This window comes from Vibrio sp. D173a (genome assembly GCF_030248475.1).
The window spans coordinates 48,831-67,992 of sequence record NZ_JAHGAH010000136.1 but is presented as its reverse complement, the minus strand read 5'-3'; the positions used below and the strand labels follow the sequence as shown (position 1 = coordinate 67,992).

Below are 19,162 nucleotides of genomic sequence, written 5' to 3'. Positions count from 1 at the left end.
TTCAAGAGTGATTCGCAACGCGTGGCATTTGAACACGCGTTTTTCATTTCTAATGCTTGATCCAATATGCCCTTAGACGTAGCCTACGTGCGCTAGGTTTTATATGTCAAGGATATGAAATGGCTAAGTTTTTAAACACAAGTGCAACAAACTACTACCTCGAGAGCTAATCAAAAACGCCTCTGAAAGACTGATTCTTATCAGCCCTTTTCTCAAACTTAATGATCGTATTCGAGAACTTTTAGAAGACAAAGACCGCTTAAAAATCGACATCAGAATTGTCTATGGTAAGAGCGAATTGCAGCCCGATGAGATTAACTGGCTCAAAGGACTCTCTTTTGTTCGCACTAGCTTTTGCAAGAACCTTCATGCTAAGTGCTACATGAACAGTTCTAAGCGATCATGCCTCATTACGAAGTTTTCCCAATCATCGCAAATGCTCAGTTCCCTGCCCTTGTTCATGCGTATCAGGCAACTACACTCTGGCAGAATCAATTTCCCTACCTGACGGTTTATTAAGCCAAACGATAGTTCTATTTAGAATGAGAACTAAAGTTAAATCTGGCCGTTTGTGGGATCCTCGATAGACTCTCATGATTTTATAAAATTAATCATTGCACAGAGTTACACTAGAGAATATATATTGCTCGCAAATTCATAATAAGAGTCAATATGTTGTGCTAATTACAAAATCAAAGGCGTTAGGCTTAACCCTACTTTTCCTATCTTGCAATGCAGTGGCTGAAAGCGATTTCTCTGTAGAAACTATCCTAAGTGGTCATCAAGTGTCTCAGTTTGCTTTGGGTGACACGGATGGAGATGGCAGAGACGAGATCATTTTTCTCGATCAATATGGCACCATGAAAATCGCCAGAAACTTCGCGAACCCAAGTTCAATCAACATGCTAACGAATACCAGGTGGAGCCTGACTGATAACTGGAAGCTACAGTTCTTAGATCAAGCTTACCCTAGTACCGATATCCGAGTGCAAATGACCTACGAGCATAATGGTAATGTGTTTAAGTCCGGTGTCGGTGTGGCAACCAAACAAGATGGCAAGATAGAAATTAATATTAACGGATATGGTGGTAATCCAGCTGTGACGATCAAATATCTGTCAGTTTCGAATGGTGCAATGAAGGGTAACTACAAGGATATCCAATACAGTAACTCAAGAAGCTTCCCAATGAATGCCCAAATGGATTGATACTGAAGATTAGTTTGGCCTTGTCTTCGAACCATCGCGGTAAACCTTTAATCAACACCCTGGTATGTTACCGGTGTGGTTGGGAACGAAGTGAGTCAGACTACTATGAAGAACAAAAAGCCGAACCCCATCGCCAAGGGTTCGGCTTTTTAGTAGGCTTCTCACTGAACATGGAAACTTAAGTATTAACATTTTCGAAGCCCGTCTAGGTCAATAGACATGCCCAAGGTATCGGTTCAGATTACGCTGTGTAAATCATCATTAGTACGGTTCTGAACTCACTCGAAAGGTTTAAACGTTTTGAAGATCCACATTACACAATGTTTAGACACACTCTACATAACTCACCCAGCCGACAAGCTTATGTTTCCTTTCGGAGCCCAACACTCGGTTTCTGTTTTGAGGGTTTCCGTCTTGAAGCGAAATCAAGTGAAGAAAGGAAGCTGTCCCTCCAAGCAGTAATTGATGTTCGTTACCAATGTTTGCTCTCTGTATCCGTTATCAAAGACACGAGCGACTGGTCTTCTCCCTTTTTATTAGACCATAAGTTACGATGTAACACGTAAGTAAAACTGCTCCCTAAAGTGCGATAGCTCGCTATGTAGCCCAATGATCATTTTCACTCACATAACGGCTCTAACTGGACGTTCAACCAATCTCAATTCGTACGATTTAGGCCTTTAGATTTTCTGTTTTCCTGGAGTATTTCTGATTCGATGAAATTTAGTCCGCAAGTACTTACTGCCATCAAAAGTCGCTATACAACTAACTTAAATTATTATCACTCTAAGTGACGGTGTCTCTTTTAGATTTTTACAGGATATTCCACTAGTCAGAAATGCCTTTTAATTTGACTTTGTAATTTAATTACAACTTCAGGTAGTAAGCAAGTGTGCGCCAGTTCTTTATGTTGAGTTAAGCTACTGTATTTAAACACGTTAACGCCTGGAATGGATTTTTTGCATGGTTTTCGACTACTTGGAAAAGGTGACAGTTAATTGCAATTGGTAAAATTTTACCAATGCATTATGGCAGTGTTTCCACTCTACTTTGGGTCTATGAGTGTGACGCGGTAACTAATTTTTTTGTCAGATGAACGTGGCGGAAAGGTGGTGAGTTGTTTGTTTTCGAGGGCTATACAACGGGCGTAAAAAAGCAGGGTCTGTGCCCTGCTCTTTGTAATTTCTTAGTCTTGTTTCTTTGCGGCGTATTCTGCTCGAATTTGCTCTGCAACGATCTTAATCGCTTCTGCGGTACTAGTGCCCTTTTGCATTAGTTCTTGAATACGTTCTACAGCTTGTTGCTGTTCTTGATGGGACAGAGGTGGTAAATCGTCAAACATAAAAAAGCTCCTCAATGTGAGGAGCTGACTATAACGATTCGCTTAATAGGTCGCAAGGAAATTAATTGAAGCGCCCATTGCATCTGCGTTGGTGTATCGGGCAGCAATGTCTATTTCAATTAAGTTAAGTGGCGATAAGCCAAGACCGGCAGTGATCGTCCCCTCGTCATCTGAACGAGCTAGGTTTGTCATATAACCGCCACGAAGTGCAAGCTGGCGAAGTACGTCAATCTCAAAACCGGCACGTAGCATTTGTGTGTTGTCATCAAATGTAGAGAACTTCTTCTCTTCGTTTAAATCGTAATCAACACTAAAGCTAAAGTAATCGGCTACGTAACCCGCACCAACGGTGTAAACTGGTCGCATGCTGTACTCATAGGATTGGATCGTGTCGCCGTTGTATGTGAACGATTTGGTTTTCACGTCGCGGCCAATCAAGTTCTTGGCAGAGATACCCAAGCGATATGGTCCAAAGAACCAAAGTGCGCCAGCATCTAAGTTGAACATGGTTTCTGCGGTTTCATTTTCACGCAGGTCTTTAGTGTCAAATGCGGCAAAGCTAGTCGCGTATGAATAGGTGTAGATGCGTTGTAGTTTTGGTGTGATACCAAATGACAGGTGCTGGTTCATGAAGTTGGTGTACTTCGCCAGTGAAATACCCGCTTCCGCTACGCCAATAGATACACCGCGCACGTAACTGTCATTTAACGGGTCGCCGCTTGCAGTATCGATGGTCGGCTCTACGAAAGATTCAGTATACAGTTTGCCGTATGCGGTCGCAGATAAGAACTTGTTTGGGATACCAACTGCAACCACACCGCCTAAATCGAAGTCCATTTTCTGGCCATCAATGGCATTTAATGAGTTTACGATCTCGGTTGGGTCCGTGAGTTTACCTATTCGCTCAATCTCATCGATTAAACCGTTTTGGTCGTTATAGTTGATACCAAAGCTTGGTACAATCATACCTGCGTCGTCGTTACGTCGGTAAATGGCGGTAAGCGCTGGGTTAAAGAATGGTGCGGTTAGGTAAGAGGCAGATACGGTGCCCACGCCACCCATTGCATCACTGCGCGCTTCAATTGCGTAAGTGGCAGCAGAAGCAGCGCCTGAGAATAGCGCTGCAGTCATAGTGGTGGCTAAAATTTTGTATTGTGTCTTCATACTACACTTGTGTTTTCGTTCTTCCTGAACTTATATCGGCACAAGTGTAATTTCTTTAGCTATTCTTCGAGAGAAACATCATAAGTTCGGCTAATAGTTTGAGCTTGCTCCACAATTATGTCCCCTTGCCAACGGCGACTGTTAATGCTGACAGCTAAAACGTAGCGATCGTTTGGGATACCTTCGAGTTCGAGTGCATTTGGGTAGTTCGATTCGTAGGTCTTTTTCCACACTTGATCGTATTGGCCTTCGATGTAGTCGTATAAGCCTACTTCCAATTGCGGTAAAGGACAGTGCGGGTTACGAAGCGCGCTCTTTTCTACTTTCCAATTCTCTTTTGATGTCCAACGAACGTATTGCGATGAGTTTGAATCCCCCAAAATCACCCAAGTGCGATATGTGCGCTTGTCTTTTGTGGTGATAGAGAGATGGTACAACCCCGCGTCTAACTTACCGGTTAAATTATAGCGTTTAAGGAAGTTGCGTTCGTTAGCCAGCTCCGTTCCCTCTTGCGGCTCTTCATAATTGAAGGAGCTATCGGCAGAGATTGAGCTATCAACCCAACGCCGAAATGAGATGTCTTCGATATCGGTTGTCGCGCGCAGCTTAACCGCGAGTCGATAGGTATCTCGCCCTGGGCTTTGAATAGTTTGGCGGATAACGTTAATACCGCTGATCCAATCTGGAAGCGTAACGCCTGTGAGAGACTTACCACAGTCTTTTGATAATGATTGAGCGAGTAAGTCATTAAGATGCGGTCTGGTTTCTTTGTTGGGTTCGCTTTGCCAAAGTTCAACAAGGGAGTTGAACATGCCACCAAGGTCATCTTCTAGCAAATGTTGGTGTGCTTGGGTTAAAGGCGTATTGGACTGAAACCAGTCCGTTGCATGGACTGGTTTCACTAACAGTAATGATAGAACTACAGGAAGTAGTGTTTTCATTCTTGCGATTACGCTTTCATCTTGTAGCCAACGCCACGAAGCGTTTCGATTTCAAGACCTGGCAGTTTTTGACGAAGCTGCAGGACGTGTGTGTCTACTGTACGAGTTGTAGGGAAATGGTTGTAACCCCAAACGTGGTCTAGTAGTTCATCACGTGTAAACACGCGGCCAAGGTTTGATGCCAAGAACAACAGCAGATCAAACTCAGTACGAGTCAGTGTGATCATTTCGCCTTTGAATACAACTTCGCGTGTCGCGCGGTCGATTTCTAGGTCTTTGGTCATCACTTTGTCAGCGTTGCCCTGTTCTGCTGCATCTGGTGCACGAAGTTGTGCACGAATACGAGCAAATAGCTCGGCTTCAGCAAAAGGTTTCGTTAAGTAGTCGTTCGCGCCAGAATCTAGACCAGCAACTTTATCTTTAACAGTAACAAGTGCAGTAAGCAGAATTACTGGAACATCTTTAATTTTTTTCCATTCAGGAAGAGATTGTACTGAATCGCCATCTGGTAGTTGGCGGTCCAGAATGACTAAGTCAGCCTTTTTCCATTGTGGCTCAACGTCTGAAATACGCTCCACATGTAAACACTCATATCCTGCTTGTTCCAGGCTTACTAACAGGCCGTCAGCCAAGTTTTTATCGTCCTCAACGAGAAGCAGTGTCTGTTTCACAAGGTATCTCCAATATAAAGGTTGTAGGTGGTCCCATTAGGGACATTTTTCCGCCCATGCGGCCTACCATTGATTCAACTATTGTTAATCCAAGCCCTAGTCCGCTCTTACTTACGAACGGTTTTCTTAGGTTTGCCCAATCTTTTGCAGTCAAGCTGCCGGCATCTATGACTTGGATAATGATCTTATCTGCACTGGTTTTTACACGTAGTTCTACCGGTGCTTCACCATACTTCAGTGCGTTTCGTAGCAAGTTGTCGATACAGGTCCCAAGCCAGTACACGTTAACTTTAGCAGCTACATCTTCGTTTATTTTGAATAGTACAGCGTTATCAAATTCTTCTTCAATCTTATATTCTAGCCATTCTGCAACCGATGGAACCCAGTCTGTTGCAAGCATTTGGTTATCAGATTGCAAATAATCTTTACTTGCCTCCGCTAACTGGCGTAATCGGCGCGTATCTTCACACAATCGGCGAAATTCGTCGTAAACACTTTCAGGAAGATGTTCAAACTCGCGACGGAATCCCTCAACGGTTAAAGACAACGATGCAATTGGCGTTCTTAGCTCGTGCGTTAGAATCTGCAGTACCAGCATACGGCTGCGCATTTCTTCACGCTTGCTGTTCCAACGATACACTGCCCAGCCTATTACCAGCAAGATGTTGGCTATCACAAGGATGATCATACTGATCCGCAACACTTGTGAGTGATCTTCTACATCCCAGCAGATATTGCCGCGTTTTACGAAACAGCTCCGGCTCTCTGATGCTAATCCGTAAGACAGACCCGCGTTTGCGACGTTTTCCTGCCATACGTTTTTAGCGAATACAAAGTAATGGTCGCCACGGCGTAGCCACAGCTCTTTGTCTTCAATAAACATGCTCGCGCCGGCGATGAGTGCGTTGATCGCATCGTCATCCATATTTTGCAGGCTTGCGAGTAGTTCGTCCCCTTCTTCGTTAGTTCGCTCTTTGATATGCATGTATTGAGCAAGCTTAGGACGAAGCTCCGGATACTTTTCTGCATAACGCGCTGCATAGGTTCCCCCACCTGGGTGGATCAAACCGCTGCGCGAGAACCAACGCGGTGTCAGTTGCGTCCCTTTACATATGGCACGCGTAAAGACTAAAGGTTCAGTAATTAAAGGGCTTAACGGCAATTTTCCGCGACACGTGTTGGCTAAACGGTACAACTGCTGAATATCTTTCAGCGGGTAGTCTGCCGTTTGCGGCAACATTGAGTCCGGCGAGAGCAATTTGGTTGGGTAGTTAGATTGCAGTATGCGTATATCATACGATTTAAGGGCTACTTCGTAATTAAATAGCTCTGTAAACGTATCTATTCGTTCTGGTAATGAATCTGCAAATGCGGGTGCCGAGAAAATTGGCAGCATTAAAGCAGAACGGAGCAAAAACTGTTTAATCAAACTGTTACCGTTACTTGTTATATTAGCCAGAACTATACATCAATAAACAAGCGAATGACATTAGGCGGCTCAAGGATTTGCAGTACTATAACATTGAAGCCCCACAAAAAAAGGCCAGCGAATGCTGGCCTTGGTTAGTTTTAGAGCAAATATTTTACAATGCTTTGAAAATTGCCTCGACGCTTTCTTTCGCATCACCGAATAGCATTGAAGTGTTTTCTTTAAAGAACAGTGGGTTTTGTACGCCTGCGTAACCGGTATTCATTGAACGCTTGAATACGACTACGTTTTGCGCGTTCCAAACTTCTAGTACAGGCATGCCTGCAATTGGGCTGTTTGGATCTTCAAGCGCTGCTGGGTTAACCGTGTCGTTTGCACCGATTACAAGAACCGTATCTGTTTCTGGGAAGTCATCGTTGATTTCGTCCATTTCTAGCACGATATCATAAGGCACTTTTGCTTCCGCTAGCAGTACATTCATGTGACCAGGTAGACGGCCCGCTACTGGGTGAATACCGAAGCGAACTTCAATACCTTGTGCGCGTAGCTTCTCAGTAATCTCATGCACTGGGTATTGCGCTTGAGCTACTGCCATGCCGTATCCCGGAGTGATGATCACTGATTTCGAGTTCTTCAGCATTTCTGCTACTTCTTCAGCTGACGTTTCGCGATGCTCGCCCTGCTCTTCATCACTTGAAATCACAACTTCTTGACCGAAGCCGCCAGCGATAACGCTGATGAACGAGCGGTTCATTGCTTTACACATGATGTAAGAAAGGATCGCACCCGAAGAACCAACTAGTGCACCCGTTACAATCAATAGGTCGTTTGCAAGCATGAAACCTGCTGCCGCTGCTGCCCAACCTGAGTATGAGTTCAGCATTGAAACTACAACCGGCATATCTGCACCACCGATAGACGCTACTAAGTGGTAACCGAATGCGAACGCAATCAGCGTCATTACGATCAGTGCGAACATGCTGCCGTCCGCTTTTACGAAGTAAATCATAAGAAGCGTAGATACGACGATCGCCGCAAGGTTCATTTTGTGCTTGTGAGGCAAGTTAAGTGGCGAAGATGAGATCGTGCCGCGTAGCTTACCGAAAGCAACGACTGAACCCGTAAAGGTTACCGCACCGATGAACACGCCAAGGAAGACTTCCACTAGGTGAATCACGTGCTCGGCGTGAATACCAGCAAGGTCAGTTGAAACTGGTGCTGGTGGCTCTAGGTAACTGTTGTAACCTACCAAGACTGCTGCCATACCTACAAAGCTGTGTAGGATCGCAACCAGTTCTGGCATTTGAGTCATTTCTACTTTCTTCGCGTAGTGGATACCGATGCTACCACCGATGACCATCGCGATGATGACCCAAACGAACCCTTCTGCATTCGGGCTAAAGATTGTCGCAATAAGCGCAATCGCCATACCCGCAATACCGTAGTAGTTACCCTTTCTTGCCGATTCTTGTTTAGAAAGTCCCGCGAGACTTAATATGAAAAATAGCGCAGCAATAATGTATGCCGCTTGTACTAATCCTGCAGACATTGGTCACTCCTATTATTTATCTTTGCGGAACATTTCAAGCATACGTTTGGTCACGGTAAAGCCACCAAAGATGTTTATGCTTGCAATGAGTACAGCAATGAATGATAGGAAGGTAACGACGCCATTACCCTGACCAATTTGCAGCAGTGCACCTACTACGATGATGCCTGAAATCGCGTTGGTTACAGACATCAGTGGAGTATGCAGTGCATGTGTTACGTTCCAAACTACGTAGTAACCTACCACACACGCCAGTACGAATACGGTGAAGTGAGATAAGAAAGCAGCTGGAGCAACAGAAGCAACCCAAGCAAAGGCACCTAAACCGACAGCGAGTGCACCGAATTTCTTCACTGGTGACGTTGGCTCTTCAACTTTAGGCTGAGGCTTAACGGGTTCTTGCGGTTTAGCTTGTGGCTGTGCCGACACCTGAATTGGTGGCGCAGGCCATGTCACTTCGCCTTCTTTTACTACTGTTACGCCACGAAGTACAACGTCTTCGAAGTCGATATCGATGTTGCCATCTTTCTCTTTGCAAAGCAGTTTTAGAAGGTTTACAAGGTTGGTTGCGTAAAGCTGAGAAGATTGCGTAGGCAGGCGACCTACCATGTCGGTGTAGCCAACGATTTTTACGCCGTTCGCCGTGGTGATTACTTGATCTTTTACTGTGTATTCACAGTTACCACCGTTTGCGGCAGCAAGGTCAACGATTACGCTGCCCGCTTTCATGCTATCCACCATTTCTTTGGTGATAAGCGTTGGCGCAGGTTTACCAGGAATCAGAGCCGTTGTGATGATGATATCAACGTCTTTCGCTTGCTCAGCGTATAGCTCAGCGGCTTTTTTGTTGAATTCATCCGACATTTCTTTCGCGTAGCCGTCACCTGAACCGGAATCTTCTTTGAAGTCTACGGTTAGGAACTCTGCGCCCATCGATTCAACTTGCTCTTTTACTTCAGGACGAACGTCAAAAGAGCGAACGATAGCGCCAAGGCTACCAGCAGCGCCGATAGCAGCAAGACCTGCAACACCTGCACCTGCAACCAGTACTTTCGCTGGCGGCACTTTACCTGCTGCGGTAATTTGACCGGTGAAGAATCGACCGAATTCATGAGCGGCTTCAACTACTGCGCGGTAACCGGCAATGTTCGCCATAGAAGAGAGTGCGTCTAATGCTTGCGCACGAGAGATACGAGGAACCGCGTCCATTGCGAGAACGTTGATGTTCTTGCTAGAGAGTTGTTCCATTAACTCAGCATTTTGAGCTGGCCAGATAAAGCTCACTAATGTTGCGCCATCTTGCAGTAATGCGATTTCGTCGATGCCTTTTTCTTCATCTACGAGTGGCGCGTTCACTTTAAGGATTAAACCTGACGTCCATACTTCTTCACTAGATACAATTTTCGCCCCTGCTGCTTCATAAGCGGCATCATCGAAACTGGCTAGCACCCCCGCTTGTGATTCGATTGCGACATCGAACCCCAACTTAATTAACTGCTCAACCGATTTAGGTGATGCAGCTACTCGCGATTCACCTGCGAGTATTTCCTTAGGTACACCGATTTGCAAAACGCATACTCCTTGTATACATATCAATAATTAGTCCCAAAACAGAGCGTCGCTCTACTCTAATTCTTTTTTATTTCTATCTGTTTACTACGCAAGAAAACACAAACGAATGATGGTGTTTGGGGTCACCCATTTGCACAGCCACATCTTGACTAACAGCCCTGTTATTCTTCTGTTTTTATCGAACGTCTATCGTGACTTCAAGTATTTTGTAATAAAAATACTAAATTTCATTACATATAACGCTAAGTAATGAATACTTGCCTACTTCGCGCTGAAAAATAACTACGATTAGCGCTACTCAGCAGAGGTCTAACCAGGTATGTGTTAATTACTTGTTTTACAGATATTTAAGCCTAAAAAAGAAAGAGAGCCATCAGCATATACACTAATGGCTCTCTTTAAGATGATTCGTATCAAGTTGCAGTGATTTCTTAATCGAAGATCTTTTCACCCATTTGGTCGATAAACATCTGCGATTTTTTCAACATCAACTCGTTGGCATCTTGCTCTGACCCCAACAAATCCGATCGGATAAAACGGTGTGATTTCACTTCTCCGTCGAAGTCTTTTTCGATGCGTCCAGCAATGCGGTATTGACCGCCTTCTGAAAGGCTTTCTTGATAGATCAGGTAGCCTTTGTACTCTACTGGTTCGACGGTTTTTACTTCAGCAGTTTTATCACTGCCACCAAACAAGCGCGAAAATAATCCCACGGTTCCTCCTTGGGGACGCCCACTCTTCTGTATATTGATTCTTATATACGGTAGCGAACATCAATTACTTTATGTTGACGTTGAGGATCGGTTTTTCGAACCAATCCAGCTCTTTGTCTTCATCATAACTGGTATGCGACAAAATTACAGGCACATCATTATTACGATTTTTGCGTCTGTCTTCTTGAATCATTGTCGCTGCATTCTCAACAGCGACATCAACACTTTGTTTGAACTGTGCCAATCTGCGTTCCGGGAGTGCCGACAGAAAATCGATGTCATGACGAATATAAACAGGCTTCAGCTGGATCAGAGCTAAACACGCGATATCCGCCAGTTGTTCGTTGTCGAATTGAGCTACGTATTGGTCTGAAGCGAGCACCTGTCCAACCAAGGTTTCCATGTAATTGTGTACGTCTGAACTGATCTGCATCGATTTTTCTCCTTTGTTCAACACCTTGAAATTATAGCAGTCGAACTCGCTCTGCAACTCGTTGATTGCTCTTAATTTAATCAACCTCTCTCTTTTTGTCAGCGTTCGCTGTAAAACACTTGGAAAATTCCGAAATACACGTATTCTTGTTAGTTTTGAAAGCGTCTGAAATTATACTGTTTACGCACAGTATTAATTGAATGCTTAATGTAACCCTCTAGATATACTTAACTATTTTCAGGTAATTTGTAGTAGATGGCATCATCTTTAATGACCTCCCCAGGCTTCCGCTTCCTATTCCCAGTCTTGTTATTGGGCATGGTCAGTTTGGGTATGGATAACATCATTCAGATGACCCAATCTAACTGGGGAATTGCTGCAAACTTGCCCTACATTTTGCTCGGTTGTGCGTTGTTGATGTGTTACTCGTTCAAGCAAGGCCGAGAGTCCATGGTGTGTATTGCCATGTTGCTCGCCTACTTTGTGATTCAACATCGTTTACAGGTACCACTGCAAACTGGCACGGCGCTTTTAGAGCTCACTATTTTAGCAAGCCTCCTTCCCGTTTCGTTCTTGGCCGTGTTCCTCTTCAATAAAGAGGGCTTCGATTCCAAAGCGACACTCACTTATGTACTTATGTTGAGTATGTTTGTGTTTTGGTCTTACGTAACCTTGACCTACTACGTTGAGGGTAGGTTTGAAGAGTGGACCAATGGCATCTTGTTTATTGTTCCAACCGTTTCAAAGTTACCATTGGTTTTAGTGCTGTATTGCATTGGCATTGTGTGCTTTTTGGGCATTTTGGTCTTAAAGAAAAACAAGATCATTCATGCCATGACATACTCAGCCATGGTATTGGCATCAGCGACATTTATCTTCTTCGATGTTCAATACATTTCGAGCACCATGTTTACGCTTACGGGTTTGCTGATCATCATCTACTCGACATCAGCCAGCCACCAACTGGCTTTCACCGACAGTTTGACGCTCATCCCTAGCCGTCGCGCATTGGATCTCGACCTTAAGCATATGGGACGCAAGTTTACTATTGCGATGCTAGATGTTGACCACTTTAAGAAGTTCAACGATACCTATGGCCACGATACTGGCGACGATGTACTCAAAATGGTCGCTTCTCGATTGATGAAGACACAAGGCGGCGCAAAGGTTTACCGATTTGGTGGTGAAGAGTTCACCATCGTGTTTAAAGGTAAATACACCGAAGATTGCGAATCTCATTTAGAAGAAGTTCGTGAGCTTATTGCTCAGTATGAAATGATTCTACGTGACCAAGACAACCGTCCTGACGACAATAAACAAGGACGCAAAAAACGCGGTAACGCAGAATCGAAGCAGAAAACGGTATCTGTAACAGCCAGTTTTGGTGTTGCGGATAGCCGTAGCGCGCGTAACCCTGCTGATGTGATTAAGCTGGCAGATGATGCTCTATATAAAGCAAAAAAAGCGGGCCGTAACTGTGTGAAGTACTGCCACGCGTAATTCTTTCTTCCCAATTCTTTAAAGCTTGTTTTTTGGTTCTAAGACTTCTCAAGCCTTACCTTAGAAAAACACCCCCAAATAAGTGACAGTGCCACTATGATGTAGATATTTCTATCTTCATGATTTAAATAGCATTTACTACAGTGTAAGTATTTCTTCCCAAGGATTTAGACGTATATAACGCCCTGTCTGCTGTTGCATACAAATCGGCGACTTTATCTTTCCCCGTTGGTTGGAGCGCAAACACACCCTGTGACACTGTCACTCTATTTGCCACGCTTGAATATGCATGTGGGTAATCTAAGAAGTACAATGCTTCTTGAATCCTCTCCGCTTCTCTTTCTGCGGTTTGCGCGTCGGTACTATTTAGAAGGATGACAAATTCTTCACCACCATAACGGCCGACATATTCTCCAGAACGACAGAAGGTTGCTTTAAGTTGATTTGCGATGGCTTGTAGGCAGCGATCCCCTTCTATATGGCCGTAGTTGTCATTGAATGGCTTAAAGAAGTCTACATCCAAAAGAATCAACGCCATTGGCATATGATGACGTCCATGCCACGCAATCATGGTTTCTAGCTTTTGGTCTATATAGCGACGGTTATAGAGCTTGGTCAAACTATCTTCGTTGGCTTGTTCTTGCAATAGAGAGTTCATTTCCTCTAACTGTGCAGTCGCTTGCTTGAGCTCACGACGCATATGCGCAATACGCTGCATTGCCATGAGCTTAGAGTTGAGAACAAGTTTGTCGACAGGTTTGATCAAGTAGTCATCACCACCTGCTTCTATTGCTTTTGCGATCATTTCGGGCTCTTCGTGACTACTCAAGAAGATGATTGGGATCCAATCTGGGAAGGTTTCTCTGATATGAAGTGAGACTTCGAAACCATTCATGTCTGGCATCGCGATATCCAGCAGTACGAGCTCTGGGTCGAAGCTTTCATAAGTGTTCAGTGCTTCTATCCCGTTGCCAACGGCTTTTACAATGTGACCTTGCTGTTTTAATCGTATAGCCAACTGCATTCGGTCTAGTTGTACGTCATCAACCAGGAGAATGCGCATAGAGGTCCCTGTCGGTTGCATAGCGCGTTCCATTTTTTTCTCAGTCTTTACTAAACATATATCATACACGCACGGTTGTTGCATTACGCGACAAATTTCGTGCTATATTTTTTTGTTGAACGGTCACGTAATCAAATAGTTCTTATGGTAGCTATTTGATGCATTTGGTATTAATATTCCCGCCTTTTGTAGCAAGAGCCACTCGAATCTCGTTACAACATGCACTATAAATAATGTGCGCTTTTATGTACTAACAGGACTCACCATGTCAGAAGCAACTAACAACGAAAGCAAAAAAATCGATCTAGAAACTATTTCTCCAGAACTACGTAAAGTTATCGAATTTGACGAAGTTCCTGAGCAAATGTTTGAGATGGTTACCTCTATCCATGAAGTGTCTGAAGAAGCTGTTCGTGAATCTTGGAATGAAATGCCAGCAAGTGCACAAAACATTCTGGACAACTTCGAGCAATTCCACGCTCTAGTATCTGTAGGCCAAGCTTTCGCTGGTCTAAACGTAATGGAAGAATTCCCGACTCTTAACCTGCCAGAAAACATGACAGATGAAGATAAAGAAGATTACCGTGCTCAACTGCTAGACAATGTTCTACACAACTGCGTGAAAGACATGGTTAAGCAACTTAAGAAAGCACGTCGTGATCCTCTTCTTAAGCGTGAATTCAAAGAAGTATTCGTGAAGTAATTCCGAGACTCTCTTTAATAATAAAGGCCGCACCTGCGGCCTTTTGTGTATCTGTGGTCTTTTGCGTATCTGCGGTTTAGTCAATTTAATGGTGCGCCAAAGCAATATCGCGTTGTGTGACACTCACACCTTTAACTTGCGCATAAACCTTATCACCGACTTTTAAGTTCAAGTCATCCAATGCCCACGGTGTTATCGTCGCCCATAAGTGGCATTCTTCATCTAACTTAAGTGAAACGGTGATACTTTGCTTGTCGTCGCCCGTAGTCAGCTCTTCTATAGATGCAACGGTCGCTGGTAGCACGTTACGAATCGACGTAGAGACCGGTTTTTCTAACGCGATAGAAACATCGTTTGCACGCACTTGAAGCCGGATTGGCGTATCTGGCTCGCCATCGACTTTTTGCACCCACAGACAAGCGTTTGGTGCGAGCTTCACACACGTCAACGCGTATTTCTCGTGATGAGTCGCGATCTTTCCTTCAAACAAGCTACTGTGGTCCGAGAACGACTGCCAAGGGCGCATGGCATGAGAAGCCCACACCTCTTCTAATTTACCCGACGTCATGATTCTGCCTTTATCGAGAATCGACAGGTGCTGTGCTAGGCGAAGGATCTCTTGCAAGCTATGAGTAACGTAGACGATTGGAATGTTGACCTGCTCAGACAACTCCTCCAAAAATGGCATCACTTCGCGCTTACGTGGCATATCCAATGATGCCAATGGTTCATCCATCAATAGCAGGTTAGGTTTTGAGAGCAAGGCTCGAGCGATGGCGACACGTTGTTTCTCACCACCGGACAAAGAGATTGGAAAGCGTTTCAGTAGCGGTTTAATAGCGAGTAGCTCTGTCACTTTATCGAAATAATCATCATCTTTTTCGACTACGCCGTAGAGTAAGTTGCCTTTCACGGAGTAATGCGGAAACAAACGAGAGTCTTGGAATACATAGCCAATCTTGCGCTTGTGTGTCGGTAAATTAATTCCGGCATCACTATCGAAAAGAACGTGTTCACCAATCGACACTTTACCTTGCTTTGGCATCACCAACCCGCTGATAACGTTGATTAGTGTGGTCTTTCCGGCGCCAGAACGGCCAAACAACGCGCTTATTCCGTTACCCGGTAACGATAAAGCGATGTCAAAATTAGTTTCACCAAGTGATTGTTTAAATTGAATTTCTATGCTCATCGCTTAGCTCCTAGACGCGCTGAAGCTTTGCGATTTAACCATTCTGATATCATTAATGTCGAGAGAGCCAAAGCAATGGAAATGATGCACAAGCGCGCGGCTTCCATCTCTGCTCCCGGCGTTTCGATGAAGTTGTACATCGCCAAAGGAATGGTTTGGGTCTCTCCGGGAATGTTAGAAACAAAACTGATCGTTGCTCCAAACTCGCCCAAGCTGCGAGCGAAAGAAAGCATAGTGCCAGTGATAATGCCTGGGATCGTTAAAGGCAGCGTGATAGTAACGAATACCTTTAAAGGTGATGCGCCTAACGTTGAAGCGGCGTGTTCTAGTTTAGGATCAACATTATCTAAGCTAAGGCGAACGGAACGCACCATCAAAGGCAGCGCAACAACGATACAAGCGATAACCGCCCCCTTCCAGTTGAAGCTGAACACCAAACCAAAGTGTTCATAAAGCCAACTGCCAAGAACCCCCTGTCGGCCTAATGAGATCAGCAATAGATAACCAATCACCACAGGCGGCAATACCAATGGTAAATGGATCAGACTGTCGAGAATAGATTTACCGATAAACTGTTTTCGAGAAAGTAACCAAGCCAGAGCAATGCCGAGTGGTATTAACCAAACAACGGTATAAGCGCCGACTTTTAGGCTTAGTATTAAGGCTTGGTATTCAAGTTCTGTCACTCTGTGCCCTTTTTATTGAAATCCGTATTGCACAAATACTTGTTTGGCATCGTCGGATTTCAAGTATTCAAAAAACTGCTTAGATTGCGTTGAGTCTTTTACGATTGCCGCTGGATAAACAATGTCCGCGTGGGTGTTATTGGCAAACTCACCGACCACTTTTACTTTATTCGTTAAGAGTGCATCGGTTTTGTAGACAACGCCAAGTGGTGCCTCACCGCGTTCAACTAACGCTAATGCAAGACGAACATTTTTTGCTGGCGCCACTTGTCGCTCAAGCTGCTTCCAAACGCCAAGGTTGGTAAGAGATTCACGAGCATACATACCAGCAGGCACCGAGACCGGGTTGCCAAGCGCAAGGCGATTACCTGCTAATGCTTGACTCCATGCATTGGCATCTGAAAAGTTGAAAGAAGTAACCGTTGAAGCTTGTGGTGCAATAAGAACGAGACTGTTGTGAACTAATTCAGTGACATTGTCACTCTTTACTGCTTTTGATTTTACTAGATAGTTCATCCACTTAGTGTTTGCAGAGATAAACACATCAACTGGTGCGCCGTTTAGAATTTGGCGAGCGATGGATGAGGAGCCTCCGTAAACCGGCGTGATTTTTACGTCATACTGTTGCTCAAACTTTTGCGCGATATCATCAATCGCGTTAGTCATTGACGAGGCCGCGTAGACTTTAATATCAGTCGTTGCGTTTGCTGCTGACGAAACGCTCAATATTGCCGCTAGGCAAGCATGAATCTTCCATGCTTTCATAAAAACACTCCAGTGCTAGACAGGCAGAAAAAGAAAATGTAGAGCACAATGCCTACTTTTATTTATGCTTCAAACAGTTAAAAACTGGTTTTATTTGAACAGAAAGTCAAGATTCATATGTTGTTCTATCGCATCTGCAATGCGATTAATGCCCTGTTCTTTGAGCTGTTCAAAATCTTGCTGTTTGATTTGAGTGCCGTTTACCCATTCAGACACGAGGCTTAACACATCGGCCTCATCGAAGAACCCGTGTAGGTAGGTTCCCATAATTTGGCCACAATCACTGATCGCACCCTCTATCTCGCCAGAACTTAACTTCAAAGGTTGAGCGCCCTGCACTTCACTTCGTCCCACATGGATTTCGTAACCTTTCACATCCGCTGTTTTACCGTTTAAGCAAAGCTGTGCCTGTGTGTTGGTCAGTTGTTTGCTGTCGGTTAGCGTCGTAGTAATGTCTAGCAACCCAAGTCCTTCACTCTTCCCTGGACTACCTTCCACGCCATTGGGGTCGTCAATTAATTTGCCAAGCATCTGGTAACCACCACAAATGCCAATGACTTTGCCGCCCAGACGAATGTGACGTTGAATGTCTTTATCCCAGCCTTGGCTGCGCAAATAATCTAAGTCATCACGAACTGATTTGGTTCCAGGCAGGATCACTAGATCGGCTTTGTCGATCTTTTCGCCTTTGCCAACGTAGCGTAGGTTAATGTCTGGGTTAAGACGTAACACATCAAAATCGGTATGATTACTAATGCGCGTTAATACTGGTACCACAACATTGAGTTTCACTTGTGAAGACAGCTCTTGCTCTGCCGTTATGGCGTCTTCTGCCTCTAGGTTTAAACCGTGCAGAAACGGCAATACCCCCAACACTGGTTTGCCTGTCTTTTCTTCTAACCAATCAAGGCCAGATTCAAGTAAACCGATGTCACCACGGAAACGGTTAATCACAAAGCCTTTAACGCGTGCTTGTTCTGATTCGGATAATAACGCCAAAGTGCCATATAAGTGCGCAAACACACCACCACGGTCGATATCCGCGATGATAATAACGGGGACGTCAGCTTCTTCAGCAAACCCCATGTTCGCGATGTCATTTTCTCTTAAGTTGATTTCCGCAGGACTACCAGCGCCTTCAATCATGACGGATTCGTATTCATCCGTCAGTTTTGCAAATGAATCCAGAACCGCTCCCATTGCCACTCTTTTGTAATCATGAAACCCAACAGCGTCCATATTCGACAATGCTTTGCCTTGTAAGATGATCTGAGCACCTGTATCGCTGTTAGGCTTAATCAGAACAGGATTCATGTGAACCGTAGGCTCAACATTGCAAGCTTGTGCCTGAACGGCTTGAGCACGCCCAATCTCTCCGCCATCTTTGGTTACTGCACTATTGAGGGCCATATTCTGTGGCTTGAATGGGGCAACCTTTATCCCTTTTCGGACTAAGACACGGCATAAACCTGCCACAAGGACGCTTTTTCCGGCATCTGAGGTGGTGCCTTGAACCATTAATGATGGGATTGGTGATTTCATGAACGTTTAATACGAGAAAAAAGAAGGTGAACAATCATAACGTTATCTCAGCATAGGACTCAAGAAAATGAATCGAATATGAATGTTCAAATCAGTAATGGTTCAAATAAGGTTTGTTTTAATAGCACCATCAAAAACGAACACCTATATAGAGAAACCAAATTATGAAAAACACTGTTATCGCTACTATCGCTGCACTTGCTATCGCTCCTACTGTTGCAATGGCGAAAGACCACAACCACGGCCAATCAAGCATTCAATTTAATGGCCCTGTTACGGTTGAGAAAGTCGATGCACTGATTAAAGACGCAAGTATGTTCACCGAAAAAGACGTGGTTGTAGAAGGTAACCTACTTCGTCAAACGCGCGCGGATCAATTTATCTTCAGCGACGGTTCTGGAGAAATCATGGTTGAGCTAGATGATGATATTCGACTAACGACGCCAATCGACCAAACGACAAAAGTACGTCTGTTTGGTGAGTTTGAAGGTGGCAGCAAGCCTGAAATTGAAGTAGAACACCTCGTTGTTATGTAATCTGGCTTCTTAGCCGCTGAATTGAGCAGCAAAACATTGCTCAGTTAGAACTTTGTCCTAGTGCATTGGGTGACTATAAACGTCTAAAATGATATTTTGTAAATCTTGGTCTGCATTTTGCAGACCTTTTTTTTCGTTCGTATTATTTTCTTG

18 protein-coding genes and 2 pseudogenes are annotated in these 19,162 nt (G+C 44.4%); 5 read left to right on the top strand and 15 right to left on the bottom strand.

What is annotated here, in order from left to right:
• Window positions 1–119: 119 nt before the first annotated feature.
• Window positions 120–424: pseudogene (locus KIV40_RS15190) on the top strand (phospholipase D family protein); the annotation flags it as partial.
• On the opposite strand, the pseudogene KIV40_RS15185 reads toward KIV40_RS15190, so the two are convergent.
• Window positions 388–501 (bottom strand): annotated as a pseudogene (locus tag KIV40_RS15185) (regulator); the annotation flags it as partial. The pseudogenes KIV40_RS15190 and KIV40_RS15185 sit on opposite strands and share 37 nt — an antisense overlap.
• Window positions 502–677: 176 nt before the next feature.
• On the opposite strand from KIV40_RS15185, the gene KIV40_RS15180 reads away from it, so the two are divergent.
• Entirely contained in the window at window positions 678–1,208 is a 531-nt protein-coding gene (locus KIV40_RS15180; protein ID WP_285350013.1) for a hypothetical protein, read from the top strand.
• A gap of 1,186 nt (window positions 1,209–2,394) precedes the next feature.
• Here KIV40_RS15180 and KIV40_RS15175 read toward each other — a convergent pair.
• The 9 genes from KIV40_RS15175 to KIV40_RS15135 all read right to left on the bottom strand — a co-directional run bounded on the left by KIV40_RS15175 (window position 2,395) and on the right by KIV40_RS15135 (window position 11,022).
• Window positions 2,395–2,550 (bottom strand): YoaH family protein, encoded by a 156-nt coding sequence (locus KIV40_RS15175; RefSeq protein WP_005427041.1) that lies wholly within the window; start codon window positions 2,548–2,550, stop codon window positions 2,395–2,397.
• A 42-nt stretch (window positions 2,551–2,592) separates the two neighbouring features.
• Window positions 2,593–3,714 (bottom strand): conjugal transfer protein TraF, encoded by a 1,122-nt coding sequence (locus tag KIV40_RS15170; protein ID WP_045401091.1) that lies wholly within the window; start codon window positions 3,712–3,714, stop codon window positions 2,593–2,595.
• 59 nt (window positions 3,715–3,773) lie between these two features.
• Entirely contained in the window at window positions 3,774–4,655 is an 882-nt protein-coding gene (locus KIV40_RS15165; RefSeq protein ID WP_285350011.1) for a DUF2861 family protein, read from the bottom strand.
• An 8-nt stretch (window positions 4,656–4,663) separates the two neighbouring features.
• Window positions 4,664–5,326, bottom strand: coding sequence for a response regulator transcription factor VxrB (vxrB, locus tag KIV40_RS15160; protein WP_005427102.1), 663 nt, complete (start codon window positions 5,324–5,326; stop codon window positions 4,664–4,666).
• Entirely contained in the window at window positions 5,301–6,722 is a 1,422-nt protein-coding gene (vxrA, locus tag KIV40_RS15155; RefSeq protein ID WP_306431829.1) for a sensor histidine kinase VxrA, read from the bottom strand. The genes vxrB and vxrA overlap by 26 nt, the downstream gene beginning before the upstream one ends.
• A 187-nt stretch (window positions 6,723–6,909) precedes the next feature.
• The gene (gene pntB, locus KIV40_RS15150) at window positions 6,910–8,304 is read right to left on the bottom strand and encodes a Re/Si-specific NAD(P)(+) transhydrogenase subunit beta (protein ID WP_050906220.1); all 1,395 of its coding nucleotides are present in this window, start codon (window positions 8,302–8,304) and stop codon (window positions 6,910–6,912) included.
• 12 nt (window positions 8,305–8,316) lie between these two features.
• The gene (locus KIV40_RS15145; protein WP_005427189.1) at window positions 8,317–9,873 is read right to left on the bottom strand and encodes a Re/Si-specific NAD(P)(+) transhydrogenase subunit alpha; all 1,557 of its coding nucleotides are present in this window, start codon (window positions 9,871–9,873) and stop codon (window positions 8,317–8,319) included.
• 434 nt (window positions 9,874–10,307) lie between these two features.
• Window positions 10,308–10,589: an HlyU family transcriptional regulator gene (locus KIV40_RS15140; RefSeq protein ID WP_285350006.1), complete on the bottom strand. Its 282-nt coding sequence runs from the start codon at window positions 10,587–10,589 to the stop codon at window positions 10,308–10,310.
• Between the two features lie 64 nt (window positions 10,590–10,653).
• On the bottom strand, window positions 10,654–11,022 hold the full coding sequence (locus KIV40_RS15135; RefSeq protein ID WP_285350005.1) for a late competence development ComFB family protein: 369 nt from the start codon (window positions 11,020–11,022) through the stop codon (window positions 10,654–10,656).
• Window positions 11,023–11,277: 255 nt separating this feature from the next.
• Between KIV40_RS15135 and KIV40_RS15130 the strand changes: the two genes are divergently transcribed.
• A complete protein-coding gene (locus tag KIV40_RS15130; protein ID WP_285350003.1) occupies window positions 11,278–12,522 on the top strand; it encodes a GGDEF domain-containing protein in 1,245 nt (414 codons plus the stop codon).
• 124 nt (window positions 12,523–12,646) lie between these two features.
• On the opposite strand, the gene KIV40_RS15125 is transcribed toward KIV40_RS15130, so the two are convergent.
• Window positions 12,647–13,606, bottom strand: coding sequence for a diguanylate cyclase (locus KIV40_RS15125; protein WP_285350017.1), 960 nt, complete (start codon window positions 13,604–13,606; stop codon window positions 12,647–12,649).
• Between the two features lie 244 nt (window positions 13,607–13,850).
• Here KIV40_RS15125 and KIV40_RS15120 point away from each other — a divergent pair, with 244 nt between their 5' ends.
• Window positions 13,851–14,288 (top strand): DUF3069 domain-containing protein, encoded by a 438-nt coding sequence (locus KIV40_RS15120; protein WP_005427129.1) that lies wholly within the window; start codon window positions 13,851–13,853, stop codon window positions 14,286–14,288.
• Window positions 14,289–14,373: 85 nt separating this feature from the next.
• Here the strand turns inward: KIV40_RS15120 and modC are convergent, their stop codons facing one another.
• The 4 genes from modC to KIV40_RS15100 form a co-directional block, all read right to left on the bottom strand.
• Window positions 14,374–15,480, bottom strand: coding sequence for a molybdenum ABC transporter ATP-binding protein ModC (gene modC, locus KIV40_RS15115; protein ID WP_285350002.1), 1,107 nt, complete (start codon window positions 15,478–15,480; stop codon window positions 14,374–14,376).
• Entirely contained in the window at window positions 15,477–16,166 is a 690-nt protein-coding gene (gene modB / locus KIV40_RS15110) for a molybdate ABC transporter permease subunit (RefSeq protein WP_005427085.1), read from the bottom strand. Before modB ends, modC begins: the two co-directional genes overlap by 4 nt.
• 12 nt (window positions 16,167–16,178) lie before the next feature.
• Window positions 16,179–16,931: a molybdate ABC transporter substrate-binding protein gene (modA, locus tag KIV40_RS15105; RefSeq protein WP_285349999.1), complete on the bottom strand. Its 753-nt coding sequence runs from the start codon at window positions 16,929–16,931 to the stop codon at window positions 16,179–16,181.
• 90 nt (window positions 16,932–17,021) lie between these two features.
• Entirely contained in the window at window positions 17,022–18,473 is a 1,452-nt protein-coding gene (locus KIV40_RS15100) for a cobyric acid synthase (protein WP_285349997.1), read from the bottom strand.
• Window positions 18,474–18,637: 164 nt separating this feature from the next.
• Here KIV40_RS15100 and KIV40_RS15095 point away from each other — a divergent pair, with 164 nt between their 5' ends.
• Window positions 18,638–19,009 (top strand): YgiW/YdeI family stress tolerance OB fold protein, encoded by a 372-nt coding sequence (locus tag KIV40_RS15095; RefSeq protein WP_045376716.1) that lies wholly within the window; start codon window positions 18,638–18,640, stop codon window positions 19,007–19,009.
• Window positions 19,010–19,162 lie beyond the last annotated feature (153 nt).

Excerpts from the sequence above, each read along its gene's own strand:
- KIV40_RS15165 (WP_285350011.1), bottom strand. The coding sequence starts at position 4,655 with ATGAAAACACTACTTCCTGTAGTTCTATCATTACTGTTAGTGAAACCA.
- vxrA (WP_306431829.1), bottom strand. The coding sequence starts at position 6,722 with ATGCTGCCAATTTTCTCGGCACCCGCATTTGCAGATTCATTACCAGAA.
- KIV40_RS15100 (WP_285349997.1), bottom strand. The coding sequence starts at position 18,473 with ATGAAATCACCAATCCCATCATTAATGGTTCAAGGCACCACCTCAGAT.
- KIV40_RS15170 (WP_045401091.1), bottom strand. The coding sequence starts at position 3,714 with ATGAAGACACAATACAAAATTTTAGCCACCACTATGACTGCAGCGCTA.
- KIV40_RS15095 (WP_045376716.1), top strand. The coding sequence starts at position 18,638 with ATGAAAAACACTGTTATCGCTACTATCGCTGCACTTGCTATCGCTCCT.
- KIV40_RS15120 (WP_005427129.1), top strand. The coding sequence starts at position 13,851 with ATGTCAGAAGCAACTAACAACGAAAGCAAAAAAATCGATCTAGAAACT.
- KIV40_RS15125 (WP_285350017.1), bottom strand. The coding sequence starts at position 13,606 with ATGCAACCGACAGGGACCTCTATGCGCATTCTCCTGGTTGATGACGTA.
- modA (WP_285349999.1), bottom strand. The coding sequence starts at position 16,931 with ATGAAAGCATGGAAGATTCATGCTTGCCTAGCGGCAATATTGAGCGTT.
- KIV40_RS15130 (WP_285350003.1), top strand. The coding sequence starts at position 11,278 with ATGGCATCATCTTTAATGACCTCCCCAGGCTTCCGCTTCCTATTCCCA.
- KIV40_RS15175 (WP_005427041.1), bottom strand. The coding sequence starts at position 2,550 with ATGTTTGACGATTTACCACCTCTGTCCCATCAAGAACAGCAACAAGCT.
- KIV40_RS15135 (WP_285350005.1), bottom strand. The coding sequence starts at position 11,022 with ATGCAGATCAGTTCAGACGTACACAATTACATGGAAACCTTGGTTGGA.
- pntB (WP_050906220.1), bottom strand. The coding sequence starts at position 8,304 with ATGTCTGCAGGATTAGTACAAGCGGCATACATTATTGCTGCGCTATTT.
- modC (WP_285350002.1), bottom strand. The coding sequence starts at position 15,480 with ATGAGCATAGAAATTCAATTTAAACAATCACTTGGTGAAACTAATTTT.